The organism is Klebsiella sp. SWET4 (assembly GCF_024296565.1).
Classification (GTDB): domain Bacteria; phylum Pseudomonadota; class Gammaproteobacteria; order Enterobacterales; family Enterobacteriaceae; genus Klebsiella; species Klebsiella variicola.
On record NZ_JANCOB010000002.1, the window covers coordinates 36782 to 58004 of the forward strand.

At 58.9% G+C, this 21223-nt stretch carries 19 protein-coding genes; 14 read left to right on the forward strand and 5 right to left on the reverse strand.

The features are described from left to right. Positions 1 to 205 precede the first annotated feature (205 nt). The 7 genes from NKJ21_RS06925 to NKJ21_RS06955 all read left to right on the forward strand — a co-directional run bounded on the left by NKJ21_RS06925 (position 206) and on the right by NKJ21_RS06955 (position 7288). Positions 206 to 1474, forward strand: a complete 1269-nt coding sequence (locus NKJ21_RS06925; protein ID WP_254732816.1) for an SLC13 family permease — start codon at positions 206 to 208, stop codon at positions 1472 to 1474. Between the two features lie 32 nt (positions 1475 to 1506). Beyond that, positions 1507 to 2406: a L(+)-tartrate dehydratase subunit alpha gene (ttdA, locus tag NKJ21_RS06930; protein ID WP_012540456.1), complete on the forward strand. Its 900-nt coding sequence runs from the start codon at positions 1507 to 1509 to the stop codon at positions 2404 to 2406. Beyond that, on the forward strand, positions 2406 to 3023 hold the full coding sequence (ttdB, locus tag NKJ21_RS06935) for a L(+)-tartrate dehydratase subunit beta (RefSeq protein ID WP_008806673.1): 618 nt from the start codon (positions 2406 to 2408) through the stop codon (positions 3021 to 3023). Before ttdA ends, ttdB begins: the two co-directional genes overlap by 1 nt. 141 nt (positions 3024 to 3164) lie before the next feature. Then, entirely contained in the window at positions 3165 to 3416 is a 252-nt protein-coding gene (locus NKJ21_RS06940) for an oxaloacetate decarboxylase subunit gamma (protein ID WP_012540458.1), read from the forward strand. Positions 3417 to 3431: 15 nt separating this feature from the next. Beyond that, positions 3432 to 5201 (forward strand): sodium-extruding oxaloacetate decarboxylase subunit alpha, encoded by a 1770-nt coding sequence (oadA, locus tag NKJ21_RS06945; protein WP_072122018.1) that lies wholly within the window; start codon positions 3432 to 3434, stop codon positions 5199 to 5201. A gap of 15 nt (positions 5202 to 5216) precedes the next feature. Next, positions 5217 to 6518, forward strand: coding sequence for an oxalacetate decarboxylase subunit beta (locus NKJ21_RS06950; protein WP_004147009.1), 1302 nt, complete (start codon positions 5217 to 5219; stop codon positions 6516 to 6518). Between the two features lie 59 nt (positions 6519 to 6577). Then, a complete protein-coding gene (locus tag NKJ21_RS06955) occupies positions 6578 to 7288 on the forward strand; it encodes a hypothetical protein (protein WP_022065668.1) in 711 nt (236 codons plus the stop codon). Between the two features lie 25 nt (positions 7289 to 7313). On the opposite strand, the gene degS is transcribed toward NKJ21_RS06955, so the two are convergent. From degS to zapG, 3 genes are all read right to left on the reverse strand, one after another. Then, positions 7314 to 8372 carry an outer membrane-stress sensor serine endopeptidase DegS gene (gene degS, locus NKJ21_RS06960; RefSeq protein ID WP_008806667.1) on the reverse strand — a complete coding sequence of 353 codons (1059 nt, stop codon included), beginning with the start codon at positions 8370 to 8372 and terminating at the stop codon, positions 7314 to 7316. A gap of 87 nt (positions 8373 to 8459) precedes the next feature. Beyond that, a complete protein-coding gene (degQ, locus tag NKJ21_RS06965; protein WP_008806666.1) occupies positions 8460 to 9827 on the reverse strand; it encodes a serine endoprotease DegQ in 1368 nt (455 codons plus the stop codon). Between the two features lie 173 nt (positions 9828 to 10000). Beyond that, a complete protein-coding gene (gene zapG, locus NKJ21_RS06970) occupies positions 10001 to 10399 on the reverse strand; it encodes a Z-ring associated protein ZapG (protein ID WP_012540461.1) in 399 nt (132 codons plus the stop codon). 190 nt (positions 10400 to 10589) lie between these two features. Here zapG and zapE point away from each other — a divergent pair, with 190 nt between their 5' ends. From zapE to NKJ21_RS07005, 7 genes are all read left to right on the forward strand, one after another. After that, positions 10590 to 11720, forward strand: coding sequence for a cell division protein ZapE (zapE, locus tag NKJ21_RS06975; RefSeq protein ID WP_012540462.1), 1131 nt, complete (start codon positions 10590 to 10592; stop codon positions 11718 to 11720). Positions 11721 to 11986: 266 nt separating this feature from the next. Then, on the forward strand, positions 11987 to 12415 hold the full coding sequence (gene rplM, locus NKJ21_RS06980) for a 50S ribosomal protein L13 (RefSeq protein WP_002918559.1): 429 nt from the start codon (positions 11987 to 11989) through the stop codon (positions 12413 to 12415). Between the two features lie 15 nt (positions 12416 to 12430). Then, a complete protein-coding gene (gene rpsI, locus NKJ21_RS06985; protein WP_000829815.1) occupies positions 12431 to 12823 on the forward strand; it encodes a 30S ribosomal protein S9 in 393 nt (130 codons plus the stop codon). Positions 12824 to 12880: 57 nt separating this feature from the next. Then, on the forward strand, positions 12881 to 13093 hold the full coding sequence (locus NKJ21_RS06990; protein ID WP_136047529.1) for a hypothetical protein: 213 nt from the start codon (positions 12881 to 12883) through the stop codon (positions 13091 to 13093). A 41-nt stretch (positions 13094 to 13134) separates the two neighbouring features. Beyond that, positions 13135 to 13773, forward strand: a complete 639-nt coding sequence (sspA, locus tag NKJ21_RS06995; protein WP_002918467.1) for a stringent starvation protein SspA — start codon at positions 13135 to 13137, stop codon at positions 13771 to 13773. Positions 13774 to 13776: 3 nt separating this feature from the next. Next, on the forward strand, positions 13777 to 14271 hold the full coding sequence (sspB, locus tag NKJ21_RS07000) for a ClpXP protease specificity-enhancing factor (protein ID WP_148273717.1): 495 nt from the start codon (positions 13777 to 13779) through the stop codon (positions 14269 to 14271). 119 nt (positions 14272 to 14390) lie between these two features. Beyond that, positions 14391 to 15095, forward strand: a complete 705-nt coding sequence (locus NKJ21_RS07005) for an N-acetylmannosamine-6-phosphate 2-epimerase (RefSeq protein ID WP_166716451.1) — start codon at positions 14391 to 14393, stop codon at positions 15093 to 15095. 55 nt (positions 15096 to 15150) lie between these two features. Here NKJ21_RS07005 and gltD read toward each other — a convergent pair whose 3' ends face one another. Further along, entirely contained in the window at positions 15151 to 16569 is a 1419-nt protein-coding gene (gene gltD, locus NKJ21_RS07010; protein ID WP_008806661.1) for a glutamate synthase subunit GltD, read from the reverse strand. 9 nt (positions 16570 to 16578) lie between these two features. Next, entirely contained in the window at positions 16579 to 21039 is a 4461-nt protein-coding gene (gltB, locus tag NKJ21_RS07015; RefSeq protein ID WP_131002561.1) for a glutamate synthase large subunit, read from the reverse strand. Positions 21040 to 21223 lie beyond the last annotated feature (184 nt).

Consider the following 21223-nt stretch of genomic DNA (forward strand, 5'->3'; position numbering starts at 1 on the left):
CGATCGCCAGCGAATAGCTGGCGTTTGTTATATTTATCAACGTTATTAATTCCTCAACGTGACGATCTGCGCAGGATCTTGATGTAGATCTCATTGCGCGATCATTCCACAAAAACGCATTGACTTACTTTTTGCATGGGAATAATTTCTCCCTCGTCAATATTGGATACAATATCATATATCATTGATAGGAAGAATTATAAGTATGGAACCGATTACCATCACCCTATGTTTGCTGGTGTTCGCTATCGTTATGTTCGTCTGGGAGAAAGTGCCGCTGGCAGTGACTTCCATGGTGGTTTGCGTGGCGTTAGTGGTCACTGGCGTATTGGATCTGAAGCAGGCCTTTGCCGGTTTTATCGACAGCAACGTCATTCTTTTTGTCGCCATGTTCATCGTTGGCGGGGCGTTATTTGAGACCGGGATGGCCAATAAAGTCGGTGGGGTGATCACTCACTTCGCCAAAACGGAGAAGCAGCTGATCTTCACCATTATGGTGGTGGTTGGCGTGATGTCAGGTTTTCTCTCCAATACCGGTACAGCAGCCGTATTGATCCCGGTCGTCATTGGCGTAGCCGCCAAATCGGGATTTTCCCGCTCGCGTCTGCTGATGCCGCTGGTGTTTGCTGCCGCGCTGGGCGGCAACCTGTCGCTGATTGGCGCGCCGGGCAACCTGATTGCGCAATCGGCCCTGCAAAATATCGGTAGCGGCTTCGGTTTCTTTGAGTATGCGAAAGTGGGTCTACCGATGCTGGTCTGCGGCATCCTCTATTTCCTGACCATTGGCTATAAGTTTCTGCCCAATAATCCAAACAGCGGGGAAGTGGGCAGCGTCGGCGAACAGCGGGATTACAGCCACGTTCCACGCTGGAAGCAGATCCTGTCCCTGGTGGTGTTGATCGCCACGATCCTCGGCATGATTTTCGAAAAACAGACCGGCATTAGCCTGGCGGTGGCCGGCTGTATCGGTGCCCTGGTGCTGGTGGTTACCGGGGTGCTGACGGAAAAGCAAGCTTACAAGGCCATTGATTCACAGACTATTTTTATCTTCGGCGGCACTCTGGCGCTGGCAAAGGCGCTGGAAATGACCGGGGCGGGCAAGCTGGTGGCTGACCAGATTATCGGTCTACTGGGCAACAACTCCTCGCCGTTCATGCTGCTGGTGGTGGTCTTTGCCCTCTCCGTGGTGATGACCAACTTTATGTCCAATACCGCCACCGTCGCGCTGTTGGTGCCGGTGAGCCTGTCGATTGCCGCCGGTATGGGCGCCGATCCGCGTGCGGTGCTGATGGCGACGGTAATTGGCAGCTCCTGCGCCTATGCGACGCCGATCGGTATGCCCGCCAATATGATGGTGCTGTCGGCCGGGGGCTATAAGTTCGTCGATTACGCCAAATCCGGCATCCCTCTGATTATCGTTTCCACCATTGTCAGCCTGATCCTGCTGCCAATCCTTTTCCCTTTTCATCCGTAACTTACGGACGCTGTTCTGACTAAGGAGCCTTTATGAGCAAAAGCGAACAGATATCCCGCATGACCGACATCATGGCCAGATTTGTGGGATATACCGGCAAAGTATTGCCTGATGACGTCACGGCAAAACTAAAAGAGTTGCATAAGAAAGAGACCAGCCAGCTGGCGGACGTCATCTTTACCACCATGATTGAAAACCAGCGTCTGGCGAAAGAGCTGGATCGTCCCTCCTGCCAGGATACCGGCGTGATCCAGTTTCTGGTGGAGTGCGGCGCCAACTTTCCGCTGATCGGCGAACTGGAAGCGCTGCTGCGCGAATCGGTGATCAAAGCCACCGTCGACTCCCCGCTGCGTCATAACAGCGTCGAGACCTTTGATGAATACAACACCGGCAAAAACGTTGGCAAAGGGACACCCACCGTTTTCTGGGAGATCGTCCCGGATTCCGATCAGTGCAGCATCTACACCTATATGGCTGGCGGCGGCTGCTCGCTGCCGGGTAAAGCGATGGTGTTAATGCCTGGCGCTGGCTATGAAGGGGTGACCCGCTTTGTGCTGGATGTGATGACCAGCTATGGCCTGAACGCCTGTCCGCCATTGCTGGTTGGCGTTGGGGTGGCAACGTCGGTGGAAACCGCGGCGCTGCTGTCGAAGAAAGCGCTGATGCGCCCGATTGGCTCGCACAATGATAACGAACGGGCGGCATCGCTGGAAAAAATGCTCGAAGACGGCATCAACAAAATCGGTCTGGGCCCGCAGGGGATGTCCGGCAATACCTCCGTGATGGGCGTCAATATCGAAAATACCGCACGCCATCCTTCCACCATTGGCGTGGCGGTCAACGTCGGCTGCTGGTCGCACCGCAAAGGACATATCGTTTTCGATAAAGACCTGAACTACACCATTACGTCTCACACAGGAGTGGCATTCTGATGGCTAAAAAAATACTCACTACGCCCATTAAAGATGAAGATTTAGCTGATATTAAAGCGGGCGATATCATTTATCTCAACGGCCATATTGTGACCTGTCGCGATGTGGCTCATCGTCGCTTAATTGAGGGCGGGCGTGAATTACCGGTCAATGTTGCCGGTGGCGCGATATTGCATGCCGGGCCGATTGTGCGACCGATTAAAGGTTCGGAAGATAAATTTGAAATGGTCTCCGTTGGGCCGACCACCAGTATGCGCATGGAGAAATTTGAAAAAGAGTTTATTGCCAGGACTGGCGTGAAATTAATCGTTGGTAAAGGCGGTATGGGGAAGGGAACCGAAGAGGGTTGCGCCGAGCATAAAGCCTTGCACTGCGTGTTCCCGGCCGGCTGCGCGGTCGTCGCCGCGGTCTGCGTGGAAGAAATCGAAGATGCGCAGTGGCGTGATTTAGGGATGCCGGAAACCTTATGGGTATGTCGGGTGAAAGAGTTCGGGCCGTTAATTGTCTCAATCGATACCCACGGCAATAACCTGTTTGAGCAGAATAAAGTGATCTTTAATCAGCGCAAAGACATTGTCGCCGATGAAATCTGCAAACATGTGAGCTTCATTAAATAACCCCGATTGAATATATAGCGCAGTAATGGCAGCGGCAGCTGACTGCTAAACAGAGGCTTCTGACCAGGCGGTCCGGGGAAATCCACTCGGCTAACGCGGTCTGCTGTTAGCCATTATTGCGCTCCTCCCAAAGGCTATTTTATGACTGACAATGCCGTCCTGTTAGGCGAAGGCTTCACCCTGATGTTTCTCGGCATGGGCTTTGTGCTGGTGTTCCTGCTGCTGCTCATCTTTGCCATCCGGGGAATGTCCCTCGCCGTCAACCGCCTGTTTCCCGAGCCGCCTGCCGCCCCCAAACCGGCACCGGCCGCCGTCGCGCCCGCCGACGACTTCGCCCGCTTAAAGCCGGCGATTGTCGCCGCCATTCACCACCATCGCCGTCTTCACCCTTAATTCACGGAGGAATTTATGACCGTTGCCATTACCGATGTCGTCCTGCGCGACGCCCACCAGTCCCTGTTCGCCACCCGTCTGCGTCTCGACGATATGCTCCCCGTCGCCGCTCAGCTGGATGACGTCGGCTACCGCTCCCTTGAGTGCTGGGGCGGCGCCACCTTTGACGCCTGCATCCGCTTCCTCGGCGAGGACCCGTGGGTCCGCCTGCGCGAGCTGAAAAAGGCGATGCCGAAGACCCCGCTGCAGATGCTGCTCCGCGGCCAGAACCTGCTCGGCTACCGCCACTACGCCGATGACGTGGTGGAGCGCTTCGTGGAGCGCACCGTCAAAAACGGCATGGACGTCTTCCGCGTCTTCGACGCCATGAACGACCCGCGCAACATGCAGGCCGCCCTGCAGGCGGTCCGCCGCCACGGCGCCCACGCCCAGGGCACGCTTTCGTACACCACCAGCCCGGCGCACACCCTGCAGACCTGGCTCGACCTCACCGAACAGCTGCTGGAGACCGGCGTCGACTCCGTCGCCATCAAGGACATGTCCGGCATTCTGACGCCGGGGGCCGCCTTTGAGCTGGTCAGCGAAATCAAGAAGCGCTACGACGTCACCCTGCACCTGCACTGTCATGCCACCACCGGGATGGCGGAGATGGCCCTGCTGAAGGCCATTGAAGCCGGGGTCGACGGCGTCGACACCGCCATCTCCTCGATGAGCGCCACCTACGGCCACCCGGCCACCGAGGCGCTGGTCGCCACCCTCGCCGGCACGCAATATGACACCGGGCTGGATATCCACAAGCTGGAGAGCATCGCCGCGTACTTCCGCGAGGTGCGTAAGAAGTACCACGCCTTCGAAGGCCAGCTGAAAGGCACCGACAGCCGTATCCTCGTCGCCCAGGTCCCGGGCGGGATGCTCACCAACCTCGAAAGCCAGCTGAAGCAGCAGAGCGCCGCCCACCGTCTGGATGAGGTGCTGGCGGAAATCCCCCGCGTGCGCGAGGACCTCGGTTTCATCCCGCTGGTCACCCCGACCTCGCAGATTGTCGGCACCCAGGCGGTGCTCAACGTCCTGACCGGCGAGCGCTACAAAACCATCGCGAAGGAGACCGCCGGTATCCTGAAGGGCGAGTACGGCCGCACCCCGGCGCCGGTGAACGCCGCCCTGCAGGCGCGGGTGCTCGAGGGCGCCGACCCGGTGACCTGCCGCCCGGCCGACCTGCTGAAGCCGGAGCTGGCGCAGCTGGAAGCGGATGTGAAACGCCAGGCGCAGGAGAAAGGCATCACCCTTGCCGAAAACGCCATCGACGACGTGCTCACCGTGGCCCTGTTCCCGCAGCCCGGCCTGAAGTTCCTCGAAAACCGCCACAACCCGGCAGCCTTTGAGCCGGTACCGCAGGCGGAAGCCGCGCAGCCGCTGGCAAAAGCAGAAAAACCAGCCGCCTCCGGTATCTACACCGTGGAGGTGGAAGGCAAAGCCTTTGTGGTCAAAGTCAGCGACGGCGGCGACGTCAGCCAGCTCAGCGCCGCGCCGGTGGCCGCTGCGCCTGCTGCCGCCCCGGCTCCGGCCGGCGCCGGCACCCCGGTGACCGCCCCGCTGGCGGGCACTATCTGGAAGGTGCTGGCCGCGGAAGGCCAGACGGTGTCCGAAGGCGAGGTGCTGCTGATTCTGGAAGCCATGAAGATGGAGACCGAAATCCGCGCCGCGCAGGCCGGGACCGTGCGCGGCATCGCGGTGAAAGCCGGCGACGCGGTGGCGGTCGGCGACACTCTGCTGCAGCTGGCGTAAGGACGAGGAGCGGAAATGGAAAGTCTGAACGCCCTGATTCAGGGCATGGGGCTGATGCACCTGGGGGCTGGCCAGGCGGTGATGCTGCTGGTCAGCCTGCTGCTGCTGTGGCTGGCGATTGCGAAGAAGTTTGAGCCGTTACTGCTGCTGCCGATTGGCTTCGGCGGCCTGCTGTCGAACATCCCGGAGGCCGGGCTGGCGCTCACCGCCCTGGAGAGCCTGCTGGCCCACCACGACCCGGCGCAGCTGGCGGTGATTGCCGCGAAGCTCCACTGCGCGCCGGACGTCCACGCCATCAAAGAGGCACTGGCGCTGGCCCTGCCGTCGGTGCAGGGGCAGATGGAGAGCCTCGCGGTGGACATGGGCTACTCCGCCGGGGTGCTGGCCATCTTCTATAAGGTGGCCATCGGCTCGGGCATCGCGCCGCTGGTCATCTTTATGGGCGTCGGGGCGATGACCGATTTCGGCCCGCTGCTGGCCAACCCGCGCACCCTGCTGCTGGGGGCGGCGGCGCAGTTCGGTATCTTCGCCACCGTCCTCGGAGCGCTGACGCTGAACTACTTCGGCATCATCAGCTTCACCCTGCCGCAGGCGGCGGCCATCGGGATTATCGGCGGCGCCGACGGCCCGACGGCGATTTACCTGTCGGGCAAGCTGGCGCCGGAGCTGCTGGGGGCCATCGCGGTGGCGGCCTACTCCTACATGGCGCTGGTGCCGCTGATCCAGCCGCCGATCATGAAGGCGCTGACCACGGATAAGGAGCGGAAGATCCGCATGGTGCAGCTGCGCACGGTGAGTAAGCGGGAGAAGATCCTCTTCCCGGCGGTGCTGTTACTGCTGGTGGCGCTCCTGCTGCCGGACGCCGCGCCGCTGCTGGGGATGTTCTGCTTCGGCAACCTGATGCGCGAGAGCGGCGTGGTGGAGCGGCTGAGCGATACGGTGCAGAACGCGCTGATCAACATCGTGACCATCTTCCTCGGACTGTCGGTGGGGGCCAAGCTGGTGGCGGACAAGTTCCTGCAGCCGCAGACGCTGGGGATCCTGGTGCTGGGGGTGATCGCCTTCTGCGTGGGCACCGCGGCCGGGGTGCTGATGGCGAAGCTGATGAACGTGTTCAGCCGGCACAAAATCAACCCGCTGATCGGCTCGGCGGGGGTGTCGGCGGTGCCGATGGCGGCGCGGGTGTCGAACAAAGTGGGTCTGGAAGCGGACGGGCAGAACTTCCTGCTGATGCACGCCATGGGCCCGAACGTGGCCGGGGTGATCGGCTCGGCGATCGCCGCCGGGGTGATGCTCAAGTACGTGCTGGCGATGTAGGCCAGCCTGTTCCCGCGGCTGGCATACCGGCCGCGGAGATTTCTCATAAGGAGACGGTGATGAATGAAGCCATAGCATGCTGTCCGGAAAACCGGACATCAACACGGGAGGCGGTGGTTGACGCCATGCTGGCGTCAGGCGATGAACTTGCACAACTGCAGCCGGCGCTGAACCTGCTTTCGCCCCCGCTGAACGCCACGCCTGGTGAAGCGCTGCTGGCCAGCTGTTATGAGGCCGGCGCTGACCATAACGCTGACGAGGCAACACGGGCGGTGATCGCCTTACCGGCGGCGGTCGTGCGCTCTGCGACGCCCTCGCTGCAGCGCAGCGGTCTGCTGTGCATGGCGGCCGGGGCGCTCAGCGCCCGGCAACTTCCGCTGACGCACAACCGGCTGTGCGACGTGGCGGGGCAGTTCGCCCGCGCTATTCCTGAAGGCGATGAAGAGGCGGGCAGTGGATTTTATACCGTGCGCAGCGTGTCCCTGCCCGTCTACCGGCGGCTGCGGCGGGATAACCATTCGCACAGCGTCTGTCTGCAGCAGGCGATGCTGCATTTGCTGGCCTGGAAGAGCGAGTCGCCCTGGGCGCGGCAGCAGGCGCAGCGCCTGCTCTGGCAGGGTGGCGTGCTGGGTGAGAAGGGGGAATTTGCGCTACTGACGCTGGATGATGAGCTTCGCGAGCGACAGATAGTCTGGCCCGGGCTGAGATCGCTGCTGGCGGTGACCGGGTTTCTGGTCAGATTCCCGGCCGGTCCGGTATTTAGCGATTAACGAGGCTCCCCAAACGGGGAGCCGTTTAGTTGGTGGCCGGGTATTCCTGAACGGCGATATGGAGCGTAATTTTCTTATCATCACGCATGATGACTACCGGAATTTCCGATCCCGGGCGGATCTCGGCCACCTGATCCATCGTCTCCAGTGCAGAAACCGCAGGTTTGTCATTCACGGAGATGATCACGTCGTTGGCGCGGATCCCGGCTTGTGCTGCGGGGCCATCAGGCGCCACATCGTTAACCACGATCCCCTGGATCTGATCGATCCCGCCGCCCTGCGCGTGCAGCGGGGCGATCTCCCGGCCGCTAATGCCGATATAGCCGCGGATCACCCGGCCATCCCGGATCAGCTTATCCATAATTTTGGTCGCTAACTGGAACGGGATCGCAAAGCCAATGCCTTCCGGCGTTTCGCCGTCATTGCTCTTGTCAAAGGAGAGGGTGTTAATCCCCATCAGCTCGCCGAGGGAGTTCACCAGCGCCCCACCCGAGTTACCGTGGTTAATCGAGGCGTCAGTCTGCAGGAAGTTCTGGCGGCCGGTCGGGTTGAGGCCAATGCGCCCTGTGGCGCTGATGATCCCCTGAGTGATGGTCTGCCCCAGGTTATAGGGATTGCCAATCGCCAGGACGACATCGCCAATATGCGGCGTGCGTTTCGGGTTGATCGGGATCACCGGCAGCCCGCCGGTGGCGTTGATCTTCAGCACGGCGAGGTCAGTCAGGGTGTCGGATCCGACCAGCAGCGCTTCGAAGACGCGGCCGTCCTGCAGTGCGACAATGATCTGATCGGCATCATTGATAACATGCTTGTTGGTCAGGATATAGCCGCGCTGATCCATGATCACCCCGGAGCCAAGCGTCAGCTGATTATGGCTGGTGCTGTTCAGGGCGCGGTTATAGACGTTCACCACGGCGGGCGCCGCGCGGCGTACGGCGGCGTTATAGCTCACAGGGGAGTCGTCTGCCGTATCGTTTTGGGTGGTCGGCGTCAGCTGCCACTGGCGTAGCGATGGCATCAGGGCCAGCAGCAGTCCCCCGACAATCAAACCGATGAGTATCGAACGTAATAACTTTCCAGGCATGATGCAAATATCGTTAATGAATGGTCAGACGCAGCATAGCATGAGTTGTCCGGACATCGCACATGGCGGCGATGTCCGGGAAGAAAATCAGCGTAGCAGCAGATAGATGCTTTCGTTGCCGCGGATCACATTCAGGGCGATGACCGGCGGTTTGCCTTCAAGCACTTTGCGCAGTTCGGCAATCGAATGAATACGTTCCCGGTTAAGGCCAATGATAATGTCATCCTTATGCAGGCCGACCTGGGCGGCGGCGCTGCCTTTATCGACATTATCGATCACCACGCCTTTGGTACCGTCCTTCATCTGACCATCGCTGAACGAGGCTCCCTGCAGGGCTGGGATAATCAGCTCGGCGCTGGCGGTGGAGGAGGTGCTCTTATCCAGCGTCACTTCGACATCGACCGGTTTTCCGTCGCGCAGCAGGCCAAGTTTGACCTTGGTCCCCGGTTCGGTGGTGGCGATGCGCGAGCGCAGTTCGGCAAAACTGTTCAGCGGCTTGCCGTTCAGACTGACAATGACGTCGCCGGATTTGATCCCTGCTTTGGCGGAACCGGAGTTTGGTAACACTTCACTGACGAAGGCGCCGCGCTGAACGTCGAGATTCATCGCCTTAGCGATATCGGCGCTCATTTCCATGCCTTTAATGCCCAGCAGGCCGCGCTTGATTTCGCCAAACTGAATGAGCTGGTCGGCGAGGGTTTTCGCCATGTTGCTTGGAATGGCGAAGCCGATGCCGATGCTACCGCCGCCCGGCGCCAGGATCGCGGTGTTGATCCCGATAAGCTCGCCGTTGAGGTTCAACAGCGCGCCGCCGGAGTTACCGCGGTTAATCGAGGCATCGGTCTGGATGAAATTCTCCAGCCCTTCCAGGTTCAGGCCGCTGCGGCCAAGGGCAGAGATAATGCCGGAGGTGGCGGTCTGGCCAAGGCCGAACGGGTTGCCGACGGCGACGGCGAAGTCGCCGACGCGGAGTTTATCGGAGTCAGCAATGGCGATTTGCGTCAGGTTCGCCGGCTTGATCAGCTGCAGCAGAGCGATATCGCTCTGTTCATCGCTGCCGACCAGTTTGGCATCAAATTCACGGCCATCGTTCAGCTGGACGCTGATCTTCTGCGCCTGATTGATGACGTGATTATTGGTTAGCACGTAGCCTTTCGCTGCGTCGATGATGACGCCGGAGCCGAGCCCTTCAAACGGCTGCGCCTGCTCCTGCGGGGCGTTATCACCAAAATATTTCTTCAGCTCTTCCGGCATATTGAGCGTCGGCGAGGCGGTGCCTTCCACCTGCACGCTGACCACCGCTGGCAGGACCTTTTCCAGCATCGGCGCCAGGCTCGGTAACGCGCCCTGGCCGGGCACCTGAGTCGGTAAGGATGCTGCTGCCGGAGGCAGGGCCGACAACGATAACCCAATGCTTAACGCTAACGCACTCAACAGCAAAGTCTGTTTCTTCATTAGATGCTGGCTCTCGTAACCTGAGGTGTATGGAAAAACGTCCTGAATAACCTGATGTTATTGAATTTTTGCACAGGTAACAATGTGGGTACTGGTTTAAATTGTAGCCGGGAAGTGGGGGAAGGAGCGGGCGCGGTGGGCGCGCCCGGAGATATTTTATCAGACGCGATCAGTTAATCGCGTTTTGCGCCACCGCGCAGTAAACCGGATGCGCCTTCAGAGTAGTCGCGCGGCATCTGGACCGGTGCCTGATCGTTGCTGGCTTCAGACTCTTCCAGACGGTTGCGGAACGGGTTGGCGTCTGCCATAGAGTCCGGCAGCAGGTTGTTAGAGCTTTTCGCCATATGCTGATACAGCTGACGATAGTCATGCGCCATGTTATCCAGCAGCTCAGCGCTGCGCGCGAAGTGGCTGACCAGCTCTTCACGGTATTCTTCAAGCTCGGCTTTATTCTTTTCCAGTTCGAACTGCAGCGCCTGCTGCTGGCGCAGTTTGCGGTTGCCGAAACGCATGGCGACGGCACCAATAATGATACCGACGACTAACCCAATTAGCGCGTATTCCCAGGTCATGAACATCTCCCGTTGTTTTGTGGTTCCGTAGGGTGGCTCTTAGGCTCTCCGCCTGCGCCCGATAGTGCCACTATAACCGCTAATTCCACAGAAGTGGAATCCTGGCGTATCATCGCGTAGTGTAGAACGGCCTTTTTTTCGTCAATCGTGAGCTTCGGCATTACGGTTTTCAAGGAATAACAATTAGATCATGCAAAGCCTGTCTCCAACATCGCGTTACCTTTTAGCCCTGAAAGAGGGCAGCCATCAACCCGACGACGTCCAGCAAGAAGCGGTGAGCCGCCTCGATACCATTTACCAGGAACTGCAGACTCAGCCCGCGCCCGTCGCGTCAGGCGGCGGTTTGCGCGCGAAATTCGGCAAACTGCTGGGTAAGCGCGAACCGGCTGCCGAGGCGGCGCCTGTCCGCGGCCTGTATATGTGGGGCGGCGTGGGGCGGGGAAAAACCTGGCTGATGGACCTGTTTTACCAGAGCCTGCCGGGCGAGCGTAAGCAGCGCCTGCATTTCCATCGCTTCATGCTGCGCGTGCACGAAGAGCTGACCACCCTGCAGGGACATAGCGACCCGCTGGAGATTGTCGCCGACCGTTTCAAGGCGGAAACGGATGTGCTCTGTTTTGACGAGTTTTTCGTCTCTGATATTACCGATGCCATGCTGTTAGGCGGGTTGATGAAAGCCCTGTTTGCCCGCGGCATCACCCTGGTCGCCACTTCCAATATTCCGCCGGATGAGCTCTATCGCAATGGCCTGCAACGGGCCCGTTTTCTGCCGGCGATCGACGCCATCAAGCAGCATTGCGATATTATGAACGTCGATGCCGGCATCGATTATCGTCTGCGTACGCTGACGCAGGCGCACCTGTGGCTGTCGCCACTGAACAGCGAAACCCGCGAACAGATGGATAAACTGTGGCTGGCGCTGGCCGGGGCGCCGCGCGCTGCTGCCGGGCCGACGCTGGAGATCAATCACCGTGAGCTGCCCACGCTTGGCGTCGAAAACCAGACGCTGGCGGCGTCGTTCGCCACGCTGTGTGTGGATGCCCGTAGCCAGCATGACTATATTGCCCTCTCCCGTCTGTTCCACACCGTGATGCTGCTCGATGTGCCGGTGATGACCGCGCAGCTGGAGAGCGAAGCGCGGCGCTTTATCGCCCTGGTGGATGAGTTCTATGAGCGCCACGTGAAGCTGGTGGTCAGCGCCGCGGTGCCGCTGTACGACATTTATCAGGGAGAGCGGCTGAAGTTTGAGTTCCAGCGCTGTCTGTCGCGTCTGCAGGAGATGCAGAGCGAAGAGTATCTCAAGCGTCCGCATATGCCCTGACAGGGCGCTTTTTCCCGACGGATTGAGAGCCGGAAGGCCACCCCGGGGCCTGCCTGAAAAATCTCATAAAGGGGTCGATCTTTGACCCCGACTTCTCTATAATCTTGCGACCCCACGTTACGAGAAGGTTTTTTTCCCGAAACTTTCTATGCGCCGGCATAGGCTATTCGAAGGGGTAGGTTTGCTGGACAATGTCGTGTGAACCTCAACTGACTAAACGTTTGGGTGTTCACCAACGTGTAACTTATTATTTGGGTAAGCTTTTAATGAAAACTTTTACAGCTAAACCAGAAACCGTAAAACGCGACTGGTATGTTGTTGACGCGACCGGTAAAACTCTGGGCCGTCTGGCTACTGAACTGGCTCGTCGCCTGCGCGGTAAGCATAAAGCGGAATACACTCCGCACGTTGATACCGGTGATTACATCATCGTTCTGAACGCAGAAAAAGTTGCTGTAACCGGCAACAAGCGCGAAGACAAAATGTACTACCACCACACCGGCCACATCGGTGGTATCAAAGAAGCGACCTTTGAAGAGATGATTGCCCGCCGTCCTGAGCGTGTGATTGAAATCGCGGTTAAAGGCATGCTGCCAAAAGGCCCGCTGGGTCGTGCTATGTACCGTAAACTGAAAGTTTACGCGGGTAACGAGCACAACCACGCGGCACAGCAACCGCAAGTTCTTGACATCTAATCGGGATTATAGGCAATGGCTGAAAATCAATACTACGGCACTGGTCGCCGCAAAAGTTCCGCAGCTCGCGTATTCATCAAACCGGGCAACGGTAAAATCGTTATCAACCAGCGTTCTCTGGAACAGTACTTCGGTCGCGAAACTGCCCGCATGGTAGTTCGTCAGCCGCTGGAACTGGTCGACATGGTTGAGAAACTGGATCTGTACATCACTGTTAAAGGTGGTGGTATCTCTGGTCAGGCTGGTGCGATCCGTCACGGTATCACCCGCGCTCTGATGGAGTACGATGAGTCCCTGCGTGGCGAACTGCGTAAAGCAGGCTTCGTTACTCGTGACGCTCGTCAGGTTGAACGTAAGAAAGTCGGTCTGCGTAAAGCACGTCGTCGTCCGCAGTTCTCCAAACGTTAATTGTCTTCTGCTCACGCAGAACAATTTGCGAAAAAACCCGCTCCGGCGGGTTTTTTTATGGATAAAACGGCTGTTATCCACAATCATGCCGCCGGTTTTCGCCACTTTTTCAGCATTTCCAGAATCCCCTCACCACAACGTCTTCAAAATCTGGTAAACTATCATCCAATTTTCTGCCCAAATGCTGGTGATTGTTCATTTTTTGTTTTATTCGTGAACGAAGGTGACATCGCGCTACTGGGGTTTTTACATCTGGCCGGTCATGAGTGACTGGCAGCAGTACAAAATTCTGAATATACCTGGAGGTTTTCATGGCTGTCGCTGCCAACAAACGTTCGGTAATGACGCTGTTTTCTGGTCCTACTGACATCTATAGCCATCAGGTCCGCATTGTGCTGGCTGAGAAGGGTGTCAGTTTTGAGATAGAGCACGTGGAGAAGGACAACCCACCTCAGGATCTGATTGACCTCAACCCGAATCAAAGCGTACCGACGCTGGTGGATCGTGAGCTCACTCTGTGGGAATCTCGCATCATTATGGAGTATCTGGATGAGCGTTTCCCGCATCCGCCGTTAATGCCGGTTTATCCGGTGGCGCGTGGAGAAAGCCGCCTGTATATGCAACGTATCGAGAAGGACTGGTATTCGCTGATGAACACCATCCAGAGCGGTACCGCAGCGCAAGCTGATGCTGCGCGTAAGCAGCTGCGTGAAGAACTGCTGGCCATCGCGCCGGTCTTCACCCAGAAACCTTACTTCCTGAGCGACGAGTTCAGCCTGGTGGATTGCTACCTGGCGCCGCTGCTGTGGCGTTTGCCGGTTCTCGGTGTGGAACTGGTTGGCGCAGGCGCGAAAGAGCTCAAAGGCTACATGACTCGCGTATTTGAGCGTGATTCCTTCCTCGCTTCTTTAACTGAAGCCGAGCGTGAAATGCGCCTCGGTCGGGGCTAAATAATGGATGTATCACAGCTGACGCCGCGTCGCCCGTATCTGTTACGGGCGTTTTATGAGTGGCTGCTGGATAACCAGCTGACGCCGCACCTGGTGGTGGATGTCACTCTGCCGGGCGTGCTCGTACCGATGGAGTACGCGCGCGACGGTCAAATCGTTCTCAATATTGCCCCGCGTGCGGTCGGCAATCTGGAGCTGGCGAATGACGAGGTGCGTTTTAACGCGCGCTTTGGCGGCGTGCCGCGTAACGTGTCTGTTCCGCTGGCTGCGGTACTCGCCATCTATGCCCGTGAGAACGGCGCCGGCACGATGTTTGAACCGGAAGCGGCCTATGACGAAGATGTCAGCAGCCTCAACGATGATGACGTCGCGCCTGAGAGTGAAAGCGAAACGGTGATGTCGGTGATCGATGGCGATAAGCCGGATAATCGCGACGACGATCCTGACGACACGCCGCCGCCGCGCGGTGGTCGCCCGGCGCTCCGCGTTGTGAAGTAACGCCTGACAGGCCCTCCGGGGCCTGTTTTTTTTCCTGCCTGCTTTGTTAACCCCGCCACACACGACGCGCCCCTGCGGCTGGTACTGTTATTGCCACACTTATCTTTCAGGGAGCAGTCATGTCTTTACTTGCACAACTGGATCGGCGTATTCGCTATTACGGTGGGTTAATTGTCTCCTGTCAGCCGGTGCCGGGCAGCCCGCTGGATAACCCCGCCATCGTCGCGGCGATGGCGCTGGCGGCGGAACAGGCGGGGGCGGTGGCGCTGCGCATAGAAGGTCTGGCCAACCTGCAGGCCGTTCGTCCGTTAGTGACGGTGCCTGTTATCGCGCTGATTAAGCGCGATCTGCATGATAGCCCGGTGCGTATTACGCCGTGGCTTGAGGATGTGAATGCCCTGGCGCAGGCGGGGGCCGATATCATTGCGGTTGACGGCACGCGGCGCCAGCGTCCGGCCTCTGTCGCATCGTTGTTGGCGGCAATTCACCGCCAGGGGAAAAACGCGATGGCAGATTGTTCCTCTCTCGACGATGCCCTGGAATGCTGGCAGTTGGGCTTCGATATGGTTGGCACTACTCTCTCCGGCTATACCGCAGAGGAGACACCGGTCGAACCGGACCTGGCGCTGGTGAAAAGCCTGAGCGCCGCGGGCTGCCGAGTGGTCGCAGAGGGGCGCTACAATACGCCTGCGCAGGCAGCTGAGGCGATGCGCTGCGGCGCGTGGGCGGTGACCGTCGGATCGGCGATCACCCGCTTAGAGCATATCTGCGGCTGGTATAATTCGGCGCTGAAAGCGGCGGTTTGCCCGGCGAATGAGCAATAAAAAAGCCCGATGGCGTTAACCATCGGGCTTTTAGGCGCTGAGGCTCAGAGCCTAATCAGACTTCAAGGTAGTTGAGGATCCCGTCCGCCGCTTTACGGCCTTCGGCAATCGCAGTGACCACCAGGTCGGAACCGCGAACGATATCGCCACCGGCGAAGATTTTCGGGTTGCTGGTCTGGAACGCGTTGTCGCTGCCTTCCGGCGCGATGATGCGGCCCTGAGAGTCCAGCTCGACGCTGTGCTTCGCCAGCCACTCCATGCTGTGCGGACGGAAGCCAAAGGCCATTACCACCGCATCAGCCGGCACCACGTGTTCAGAACCAGCGACGATCTCCGCGCGACGGCGGCCTTTCGCGTCCGGCTGGCCCATCTCGGTGCGCGCCATCTTCACGCCGCACACTTTGCCATTGGCATTCACTTCCACGCCCAGCGGCTGGACGTTGAACTGGAACTCAACGCCTTCTTCACGCGCGTTTTTCACTTCGCGTTTTGAACCGGGCATGTTCTCTTCGTCACGACGATAGGCACAGATCACGTGCGCCGCATTCTGACGAATGGAGGTCCGCACGCAGTCCATCGCGGTGTCGCCACCGCCGAGCACGACCACGCGTTTGCCTTCCATGCTGACGTAGGGCTCATCAGCTGTTTCGCCAAAGCCCATGATCTGCTTGGTGTTAGCGATCAGGAACGGCAGCGCGTCGTAGACGCCCGGGGCGTCTTCGTTGTCCAGTCCACCGCGCATCGACTGATAGGTCCCGACGCCGAGGAACACGGCATCGTACTCTTTCAGCAGGTCGTCGAGCTGTACGTCGCGACCCACTTCGGTATTGAGTTTGAACTCAATGCCCATGCCGGTGAAGATTTCACGGCGGCGGGTCATCACCTCTTTTTCCAGCTTGAACGCCGGGATACCGAAGGTCAGCAGGCCGCCGATTTCCGGATGGCGGTCAAACACCACCGCCTTGACGCCGTTGCGGGTCAGCACGTCGGCACAAGCGAGGCCCGCCGGGCCAGCACCGATGATCGCGACGGTTTTACCGGTCGGCTTCACGCCGGAGAGATCCGGACGCCAGCCCATTTCGAACGCTTTGTCATTGATATAGCGTTCGATGTTGCCGATGGTCACCGCGCCGAACTCATCGTTCAGCGTACAGGAACCTTCACACAGGCGGTCCTGCGGGCAAACGCGCCCGCAGACTTCCGGCAGGGTGTTGGTCTGATGCGACAGCTCAGCCGCCTCAAAAATACGCCCCTCGTTGGCCAGCTTCAGCCAGTTCGGGATGTAGTTATGCACCGGGCATTTCCATTCGCAGTACGGGTTGCCGCAGGAGAGGCAGCGATCTGCCTGCGCCTTGGCCTGGCCTTCTGAAAACGGCTCGTAAATTTCCACAAACTCAATTTTACGGATCTTCAGCGGTTTCTTTGGCGGATCAACGCGCTGCAGGTCGATAAATTGATAAACGTTCTGACTCATCTTAACCCCTTACTGCGCCTGCACCCGCAGCTCAGCTGCGGAACGACTACGGTGACCCAACAGTGCTTTAACATCGCTGGACTTCGGTTTAACCAGCGCAAACTTCGCGGAGAAGGCCGGCCAGTTGGCGAGGATCTCTTCGCCACGTTGCGAACCGGTAAGCTGCACATGTTCGGTGATTAAACCGCGCAGGTGCTCTTCATGGATAGCCAGAGAATCAACGTCCAGCACTTCCACCAGTTCCGGGTTCACGCGTTTACGGAAGTCGCCATCTTCATCCAGGACATAAGCAAAGCCGCCGGTCATCCCTGCGCCAAAGTTGACGCCGGTTTTACCGAGCACGCAGACGATGCCGCCGGTCATATATTCACAGCCGTTGTCACCGATGCCTTCCACCACGGTAATGGCGCCGGAGTTACGCACGGCGAAACGCTCGCCTGCGCGGCCTGCGGCGTACAGACGACCACCGGTCGCGCCGTACAGGCAGGTGTTGCCGATAATGCTGGCTTCATGGCTGCGGAACGCAGAGCCGACCGGAGGACGAATGGCCAGCAGACCGCCCGCCATGCCTTTCCCGACATAGTCGTTGGCATCGCCGGTCAGATGCAGCTCTACGCCACCGGCGTTCCACACGCCGAAGCTCTGGCCTGCGGTGCCGCTAAAGTGGGCGACGATCGGATCCCCGGCCAGTCCCTGGTCACCATGGGTCTGGGCGATATAACCGGACAGCGAGGCCCCCACGGAGCGGTCGGTATTGCGGATATCGAACCAGAACGTTTTGCTCTGCTTTTCATCCACGTACGGTTTCGCCTGCTGCAGCAGCTGCGCGTTGAGTACACCGTTATCGAACGGTGGGTTGTTCTCGGTGCAGTACAGCGCTTTGCCCGGATGCGGCTCTGCGGTCTCCAGCAGTTTACCCAGATCCAGTTTCTGCTGTTTGGCAGTAAACCCATCCAGCTCTTTGAGCAGATCGGTGCGGCCAATCAGATCCACCAGACGCTTGACGCCCAGCTGGGCCATCAGCTCGCGGGTCTCACGGGCGATAAATTCAAAGTAGTTGGTCACTTTGAACGGCAGACCGTGATAGTGGTTCTTACGCAGTTTGTCATCCTGAGTCGCCACGCCGGTCGCGCAGTTGTTCAGGTGGCAAATACGCAGGTATTTACAGCCCAGCGCGACCATCGGGCCGGTACCGAAACCGAAGCTCTCTGCGCCGAGGATCGCCGCTTTGATGATATCGAGGCCGGTTTTCAGTCCGCCGTCCACCTGCAGACGGATCTTATGACGCAGACCGTTAGCGACCAGCGCCTGCTGGGTTTCCACCAGGCCAAGCTCCCACGGACAGCCGGCATATTTCACCGATGAGAGCGGGCTCGCCCCGGTACCGCCGTCGTAGCCGGCGATGGTGATCAGATCGGCATAGGCTTTGGCCACGCCGGTGGCGATGGTGCCAACGCCCGGTTCAGAAACCAGTTTGACCGAAATCATCGCTTTCGGGTTGACCTGCTTGAGGTCGAAAATCAGCTGCGCCAAATCCTCGATAGAGTAGATATCGTGGTGCGGCGGCGGGGAAATCAGCGTCACGCCCGGTACGGAATAGCGCAGTTTGGCGATATACGGGGTGACTTTATCACCCGGCAACTGACCGCCTTCACCCGGTTTCGCCCCCTGGGCGACTTTGATCTGGATGACGTCGGCATTGACCAGATAGGCTGGCGTGACGCCGAAGCGGCCGGACGCGACCTGCTTGATGCGCGACACTTTATTGGTGCCGTAGCGCGCCGGGTCTTCACCGCCTTCACCGGAGTTAGAGAAACCGCCGATGCTGTTCATCGCTTCCGCCAGCGATTCGTGTGCTTCCGGGCTCAGCGCACCGATCGACATCGCCGCGGTATCGAAGCGTTTGAACAGCTCTTTCGCCGGTTCTACTTCGTCGATACTGATAGCGTCTTCGCCTGGATTGAGCGCCAGCAGATCGCGCAGCGTGGCCGCCGGACGTTCGTTAACCAGTTTCGCGTATTGTTGATAGTCGCTGTATTCGCCGCTCTGCACGGCCTTCTGCAGGGTCTGAACCACGTCCGGGTTGTAGGCGTGATATTCACCGCCGTGCACGAACTTCAGCAGGCCGCCCTGAGCCAGTGGCTTACGTGCCAGCCAGGCGCGTTTCGACAGATTCAGCAGATCCTGCTGGAAATCGTCGAAGCCGGCGCCGCCGATGCGGCTGACCACGCCCTGGAAGCAGAGATCGGAAACCTCGCGATGCAGACCGACGGCTTCGAACAGCTTCGAGCAGCGGTAGGACGCGATGGTGGAGATCCCCATCTTCGACATGATTTTGTACAGACCTTTGTTGATACCGTTGCGATAGTTCAGCATCACCGCACGGTAGGCTTTATCGATAGCTTTGCTGTCGACCAGCTTCGCCAGCGTTTCATAGGCGAGGTACGGATAAATAGCGGTCGCGCCGAAGCCGAGCAGGACCGCAAAGTGATGCGGATCGCGGGCACTGGCGGTTTCAACGATGATGTTGGCATCGCAGCGCAGACTTTTATCGACCAGACGGGTCTGGATCGCGCCAACGGCCATCGGCGCCGGTACCGGCAGACGGTCTTTGGCGATGTTGCGGTCGGACAGCACCAGCAGCACGGTACCCTCGCGCACCATTTGCTCTGCTTTGTCACACAGGGCTTTCACCGTCTCGCTGAGCGAGGCCTCTGCCGGGTTAAACGTGATGTCGAGGACGTCGGCACGATAGTGCTCTTCTTCCATCGTCGTCAGCTGTTTGAAATCGGAGTACAGCAGGATCGGCGATTTGAAGCTCAGGCGATGGGCCTGGCCTTCCGCTTCGCAGAAGACGTTCATTTCGCGACCGATGCTGGTGGCCAGCGACATGACGTGCGCTTCACGCAGCGGATCGATAGGCGGGTTAGTCACCTGGGCGAACTGCTGACGGAAGTAATCGTAGATAATGCGCGGCTGGCTGGAGAGCACGGCGAAAGGTGTGTCATCGCCCATCGAACCGACTGCTTCCTGGCCATTTTCGCCGAGCACGCGCAGGACGGAGTCCAGCTCTTCCGCGCTGTAGTTAAACTGTTTCTGGTAGCTGGCGAGCGTGTCGTCATCCAGTTGGCGGCTGCCGACTTCTTCTTCCGGCAGATCTTCGAACGGCACCAGGCGACGAACGTTTTTCTCCATCCACTCTTTGTACGGGTGGCGGCTCTTCAGATCGTCATCGGTTTCCGCCGAGTGCAGAATGCGTCCGGCGCGGGTATCGATAACCATCAGCTCGCCCGGGCCCACGCGGCCTTTCTCGACCACTTCGTCCGGCTGGTAGTCCCAGATACCGACTTCAGAGGCGCAGGTGATGAGCTTATCTTTGGTAATGACGTAGCGCGCCGGGCGCAGGCCATTACGATCGAGGTTACAGGCAGCGTAGCGGCCATCGGACATGACGATGCCCGCCGGGCCGTCCCACGGCTCCATATGCATGGAGTTAAAGTCGAAGAACGAACGCAGCTCCGGATCCATATCCGGGTTGTTCTGCCAGGCTGGCGGCACCAGCAGGCGCATGGCGCGCACGATATCCATCCCGCCGGCCAGCAGCAGCTCCAGCATGTTGTCCATTGAACTGGAGTCAGAGCCGGTTTCGTTAACGAACGGCGCGGCGTCGTGCAGATCCGGGATCAGCGGGGTCTGGAACTTATAGGTACGGGCGCGGGCCCACTGGCGGTTGCCGGTGATGGTGTTGATTTCACCGTTGTGCGCCAGGTAACGGAACGGCTGCGCCAGCGGCCAGCGCGGCACGGTGTTGGTGGAGAAGCGCTGGTGGAACAGGCAGATAGCCGACTCCAGGCGCAGGTCCGCGAGGTCCAGGTAGAAGCGCGGCAAATCCGCCGGCATACACAGACCTTTATAGATGTTGACCAGGTTGGACAGGCTACAAACGTAGAAATCTTTGTCTTCCTGCAGGCGTTTTTCAATGCGACGACGCGCAATAAACAGACGGCGCTCCATATCGCGCGGGCGCCAGCCAGCCGGGGCGTTCACAAAGATTTGCTCAATACGGGGCAGCGAGGAGAGGGCGATTTCACCGAGGACGCCTTCGTTGGTCGGCACATCGCGCCAGCCGACAATCGACAGGGTCTCAAGCTGAAGTTCTTCTTCAACGATGCGGCGCGCCGCTTTAGCCAGCTCAGGATCTTTATTCAGGAACAGCATCCCAACGGCGTAGTTTTTGGCTAAACGCCAGCCGCGCTCTTCAGCAACGATGCGGAAGAAACGATCGGGTTTTTGCAGCAGCAGACCGCAACCGTCGCCGGTTTTACCATCGGCAAGGATTGCGCCACGGTGCTGCATGCGGGCCAGTGCGTGTATCGCGGTTCGCACTACCTTGTGGCTAGGTTCGCCTTCTATGTGGGCGATCAGGCCGAAACCACAGTTATCCCTCTCAAGGGATTTGTCGTACAACATATCAGTGAACCTCCCCAGGCTCTGCGGACACCCTCCGATACCGATTGCGCACAGGCACAGAAAGAGTATGGCGACGGGGTTTGCACCTCGCATTCGCCCTCTTTAAATCCTTTTCGCATCGGTACACAAGTTTGAGGACTTGCTGTTAAGAGGGAATCTCAATTACTGCATAAATATGATGAGC

Excerpts from the sequence above, each read along its gene's own strand:
- NKJ21_RS06925 (WP_254732816.1), top strand. The coding sequence starts at position 206 with ATGGAACCGATTACCATCACCCTATGTTTGCTGGTGTTCGCTATCGTT.
- ttdA (WP_012540456.1), top strand. The coding sequence starts at position 1,507 with ATGAGCAAAAGCGAACAGATATCCCGCATGACCGACATCATGGCCAGA.
- ttdB (WP_008806673.1), top strand. The coding sequence starts at position 2,406 with ATGGCTAAAAAAATACTCACTACGCCCATTAAAGATGAAGATTTAGCT.
- NKJ21_RS06940 (WP_012540458.1), top strand. The coding sequence starts at position 3,165 with ATGACTGACAATGCCGTCCTGTTAGGCGAAGGCTTCACCCTGATGTTT.
- oadA (WP_072122018.1), top strand. The coding sequence starts at position 3,432 with ATGACCGTTGCCATTACCGATGTCGTCCTGCGCGACGCCCACCAGTCC.
- NKJ21_RS06950 (WP_004147009.1), top strand. The coding sequence starts at position 5,217 with ATGGAAAGTCTGAACGCCCTGATTCAGGGCATGGGGCTGATGCACCTG.
- NKJ21_RS06955 (WP_022065668.1), top strand. The coding sequence starts at position 6,578 with ATGAATGAAGCCATAGCATGCTGTCCGGAAAACCGGACATCAACACGG.
- degS (WP_008806667.1), bottom strand. The coding sequence starts at position 8,372 with ATGCCTGGAAAGTTATTACGTTCGATACTCATCGGTTTGATTGTCGGG.
- degQ (WP_008806666.1), bottom strand. The coding sequence starts at position 9,827 with ATGAAGAAACAGACTTTGCTGTTGAGTGCGTTAGCGTTAAGCATTGGG.
- zapG (WP_012540461.1), bottom strand. The coding sequence starts at position 10,399 with ATGACCTGGGAATACGCGCTAATTGGGTTAGTCGTCGGTATCATTATT.
- zapE (WP_012540462.1), top strand. The coding sequence starts at position 10,590 with ATGCAAAGCCTGTCTCCAACATCGCGTTACCTTTTAGCCCTGAAAGAG.
- rplM (WP_002918559.1), top strand. The coding sequence starts at position 11,987 with ATGAAAACTTTTACAGCTAAACCAGAAACCGTAAAACGCGACTGGTAT.
- rpsI (WP_000829815.1), top strand. The coding sequence starts at position 12,431 with ATGGCTGAAAATCAATACTACGGCACTGGTCGCCGCAAAAGTTCCGCA.
- NKJ21_RS06990 (WP_136047529.1), top strand. The coding sequence starts at position 12,881 with ATGGATAAAACGGCTGTTATCCACAATCATGCCGCCGGTTTTCGCCAC.
- sspA (WP_002918467.1), top strand. The coding sequence starts at position 13,135 with ATGGCTGTCGCTGCCAACAAACGTTCGGTAATGACGCTGTTTTCTGGT.
- sspB (WP_148273717.1), top strand. The coding sequence starts at position 13,777 with ATGGATGTATCACAGCTGACGCCGCGTCGCCCGTATCTGTTACGGGCG.
- NKJ21_RS07005 (WP_166716451.1), top strand. The coding sequence starts at position 14,391 with ATGTCTTTACTTGCACAACTGGATCGGCGTATTCGCTATTACGGTGGG.
- gltD (WP_008806661.1), bottom strand. The coding sequence starts at position 16,569 with ATGAGTCAGAACGTTTATCAATTTATCGACCTGCAGCGCGTTGATCCG.
- gltB (WP_131002561.1), bottom strand. The coding sequence starts at position 21,039 with ATGTTGTACGACAAATCCCTTGAGAGGGATAACTGTGGTTTCGGCCTG.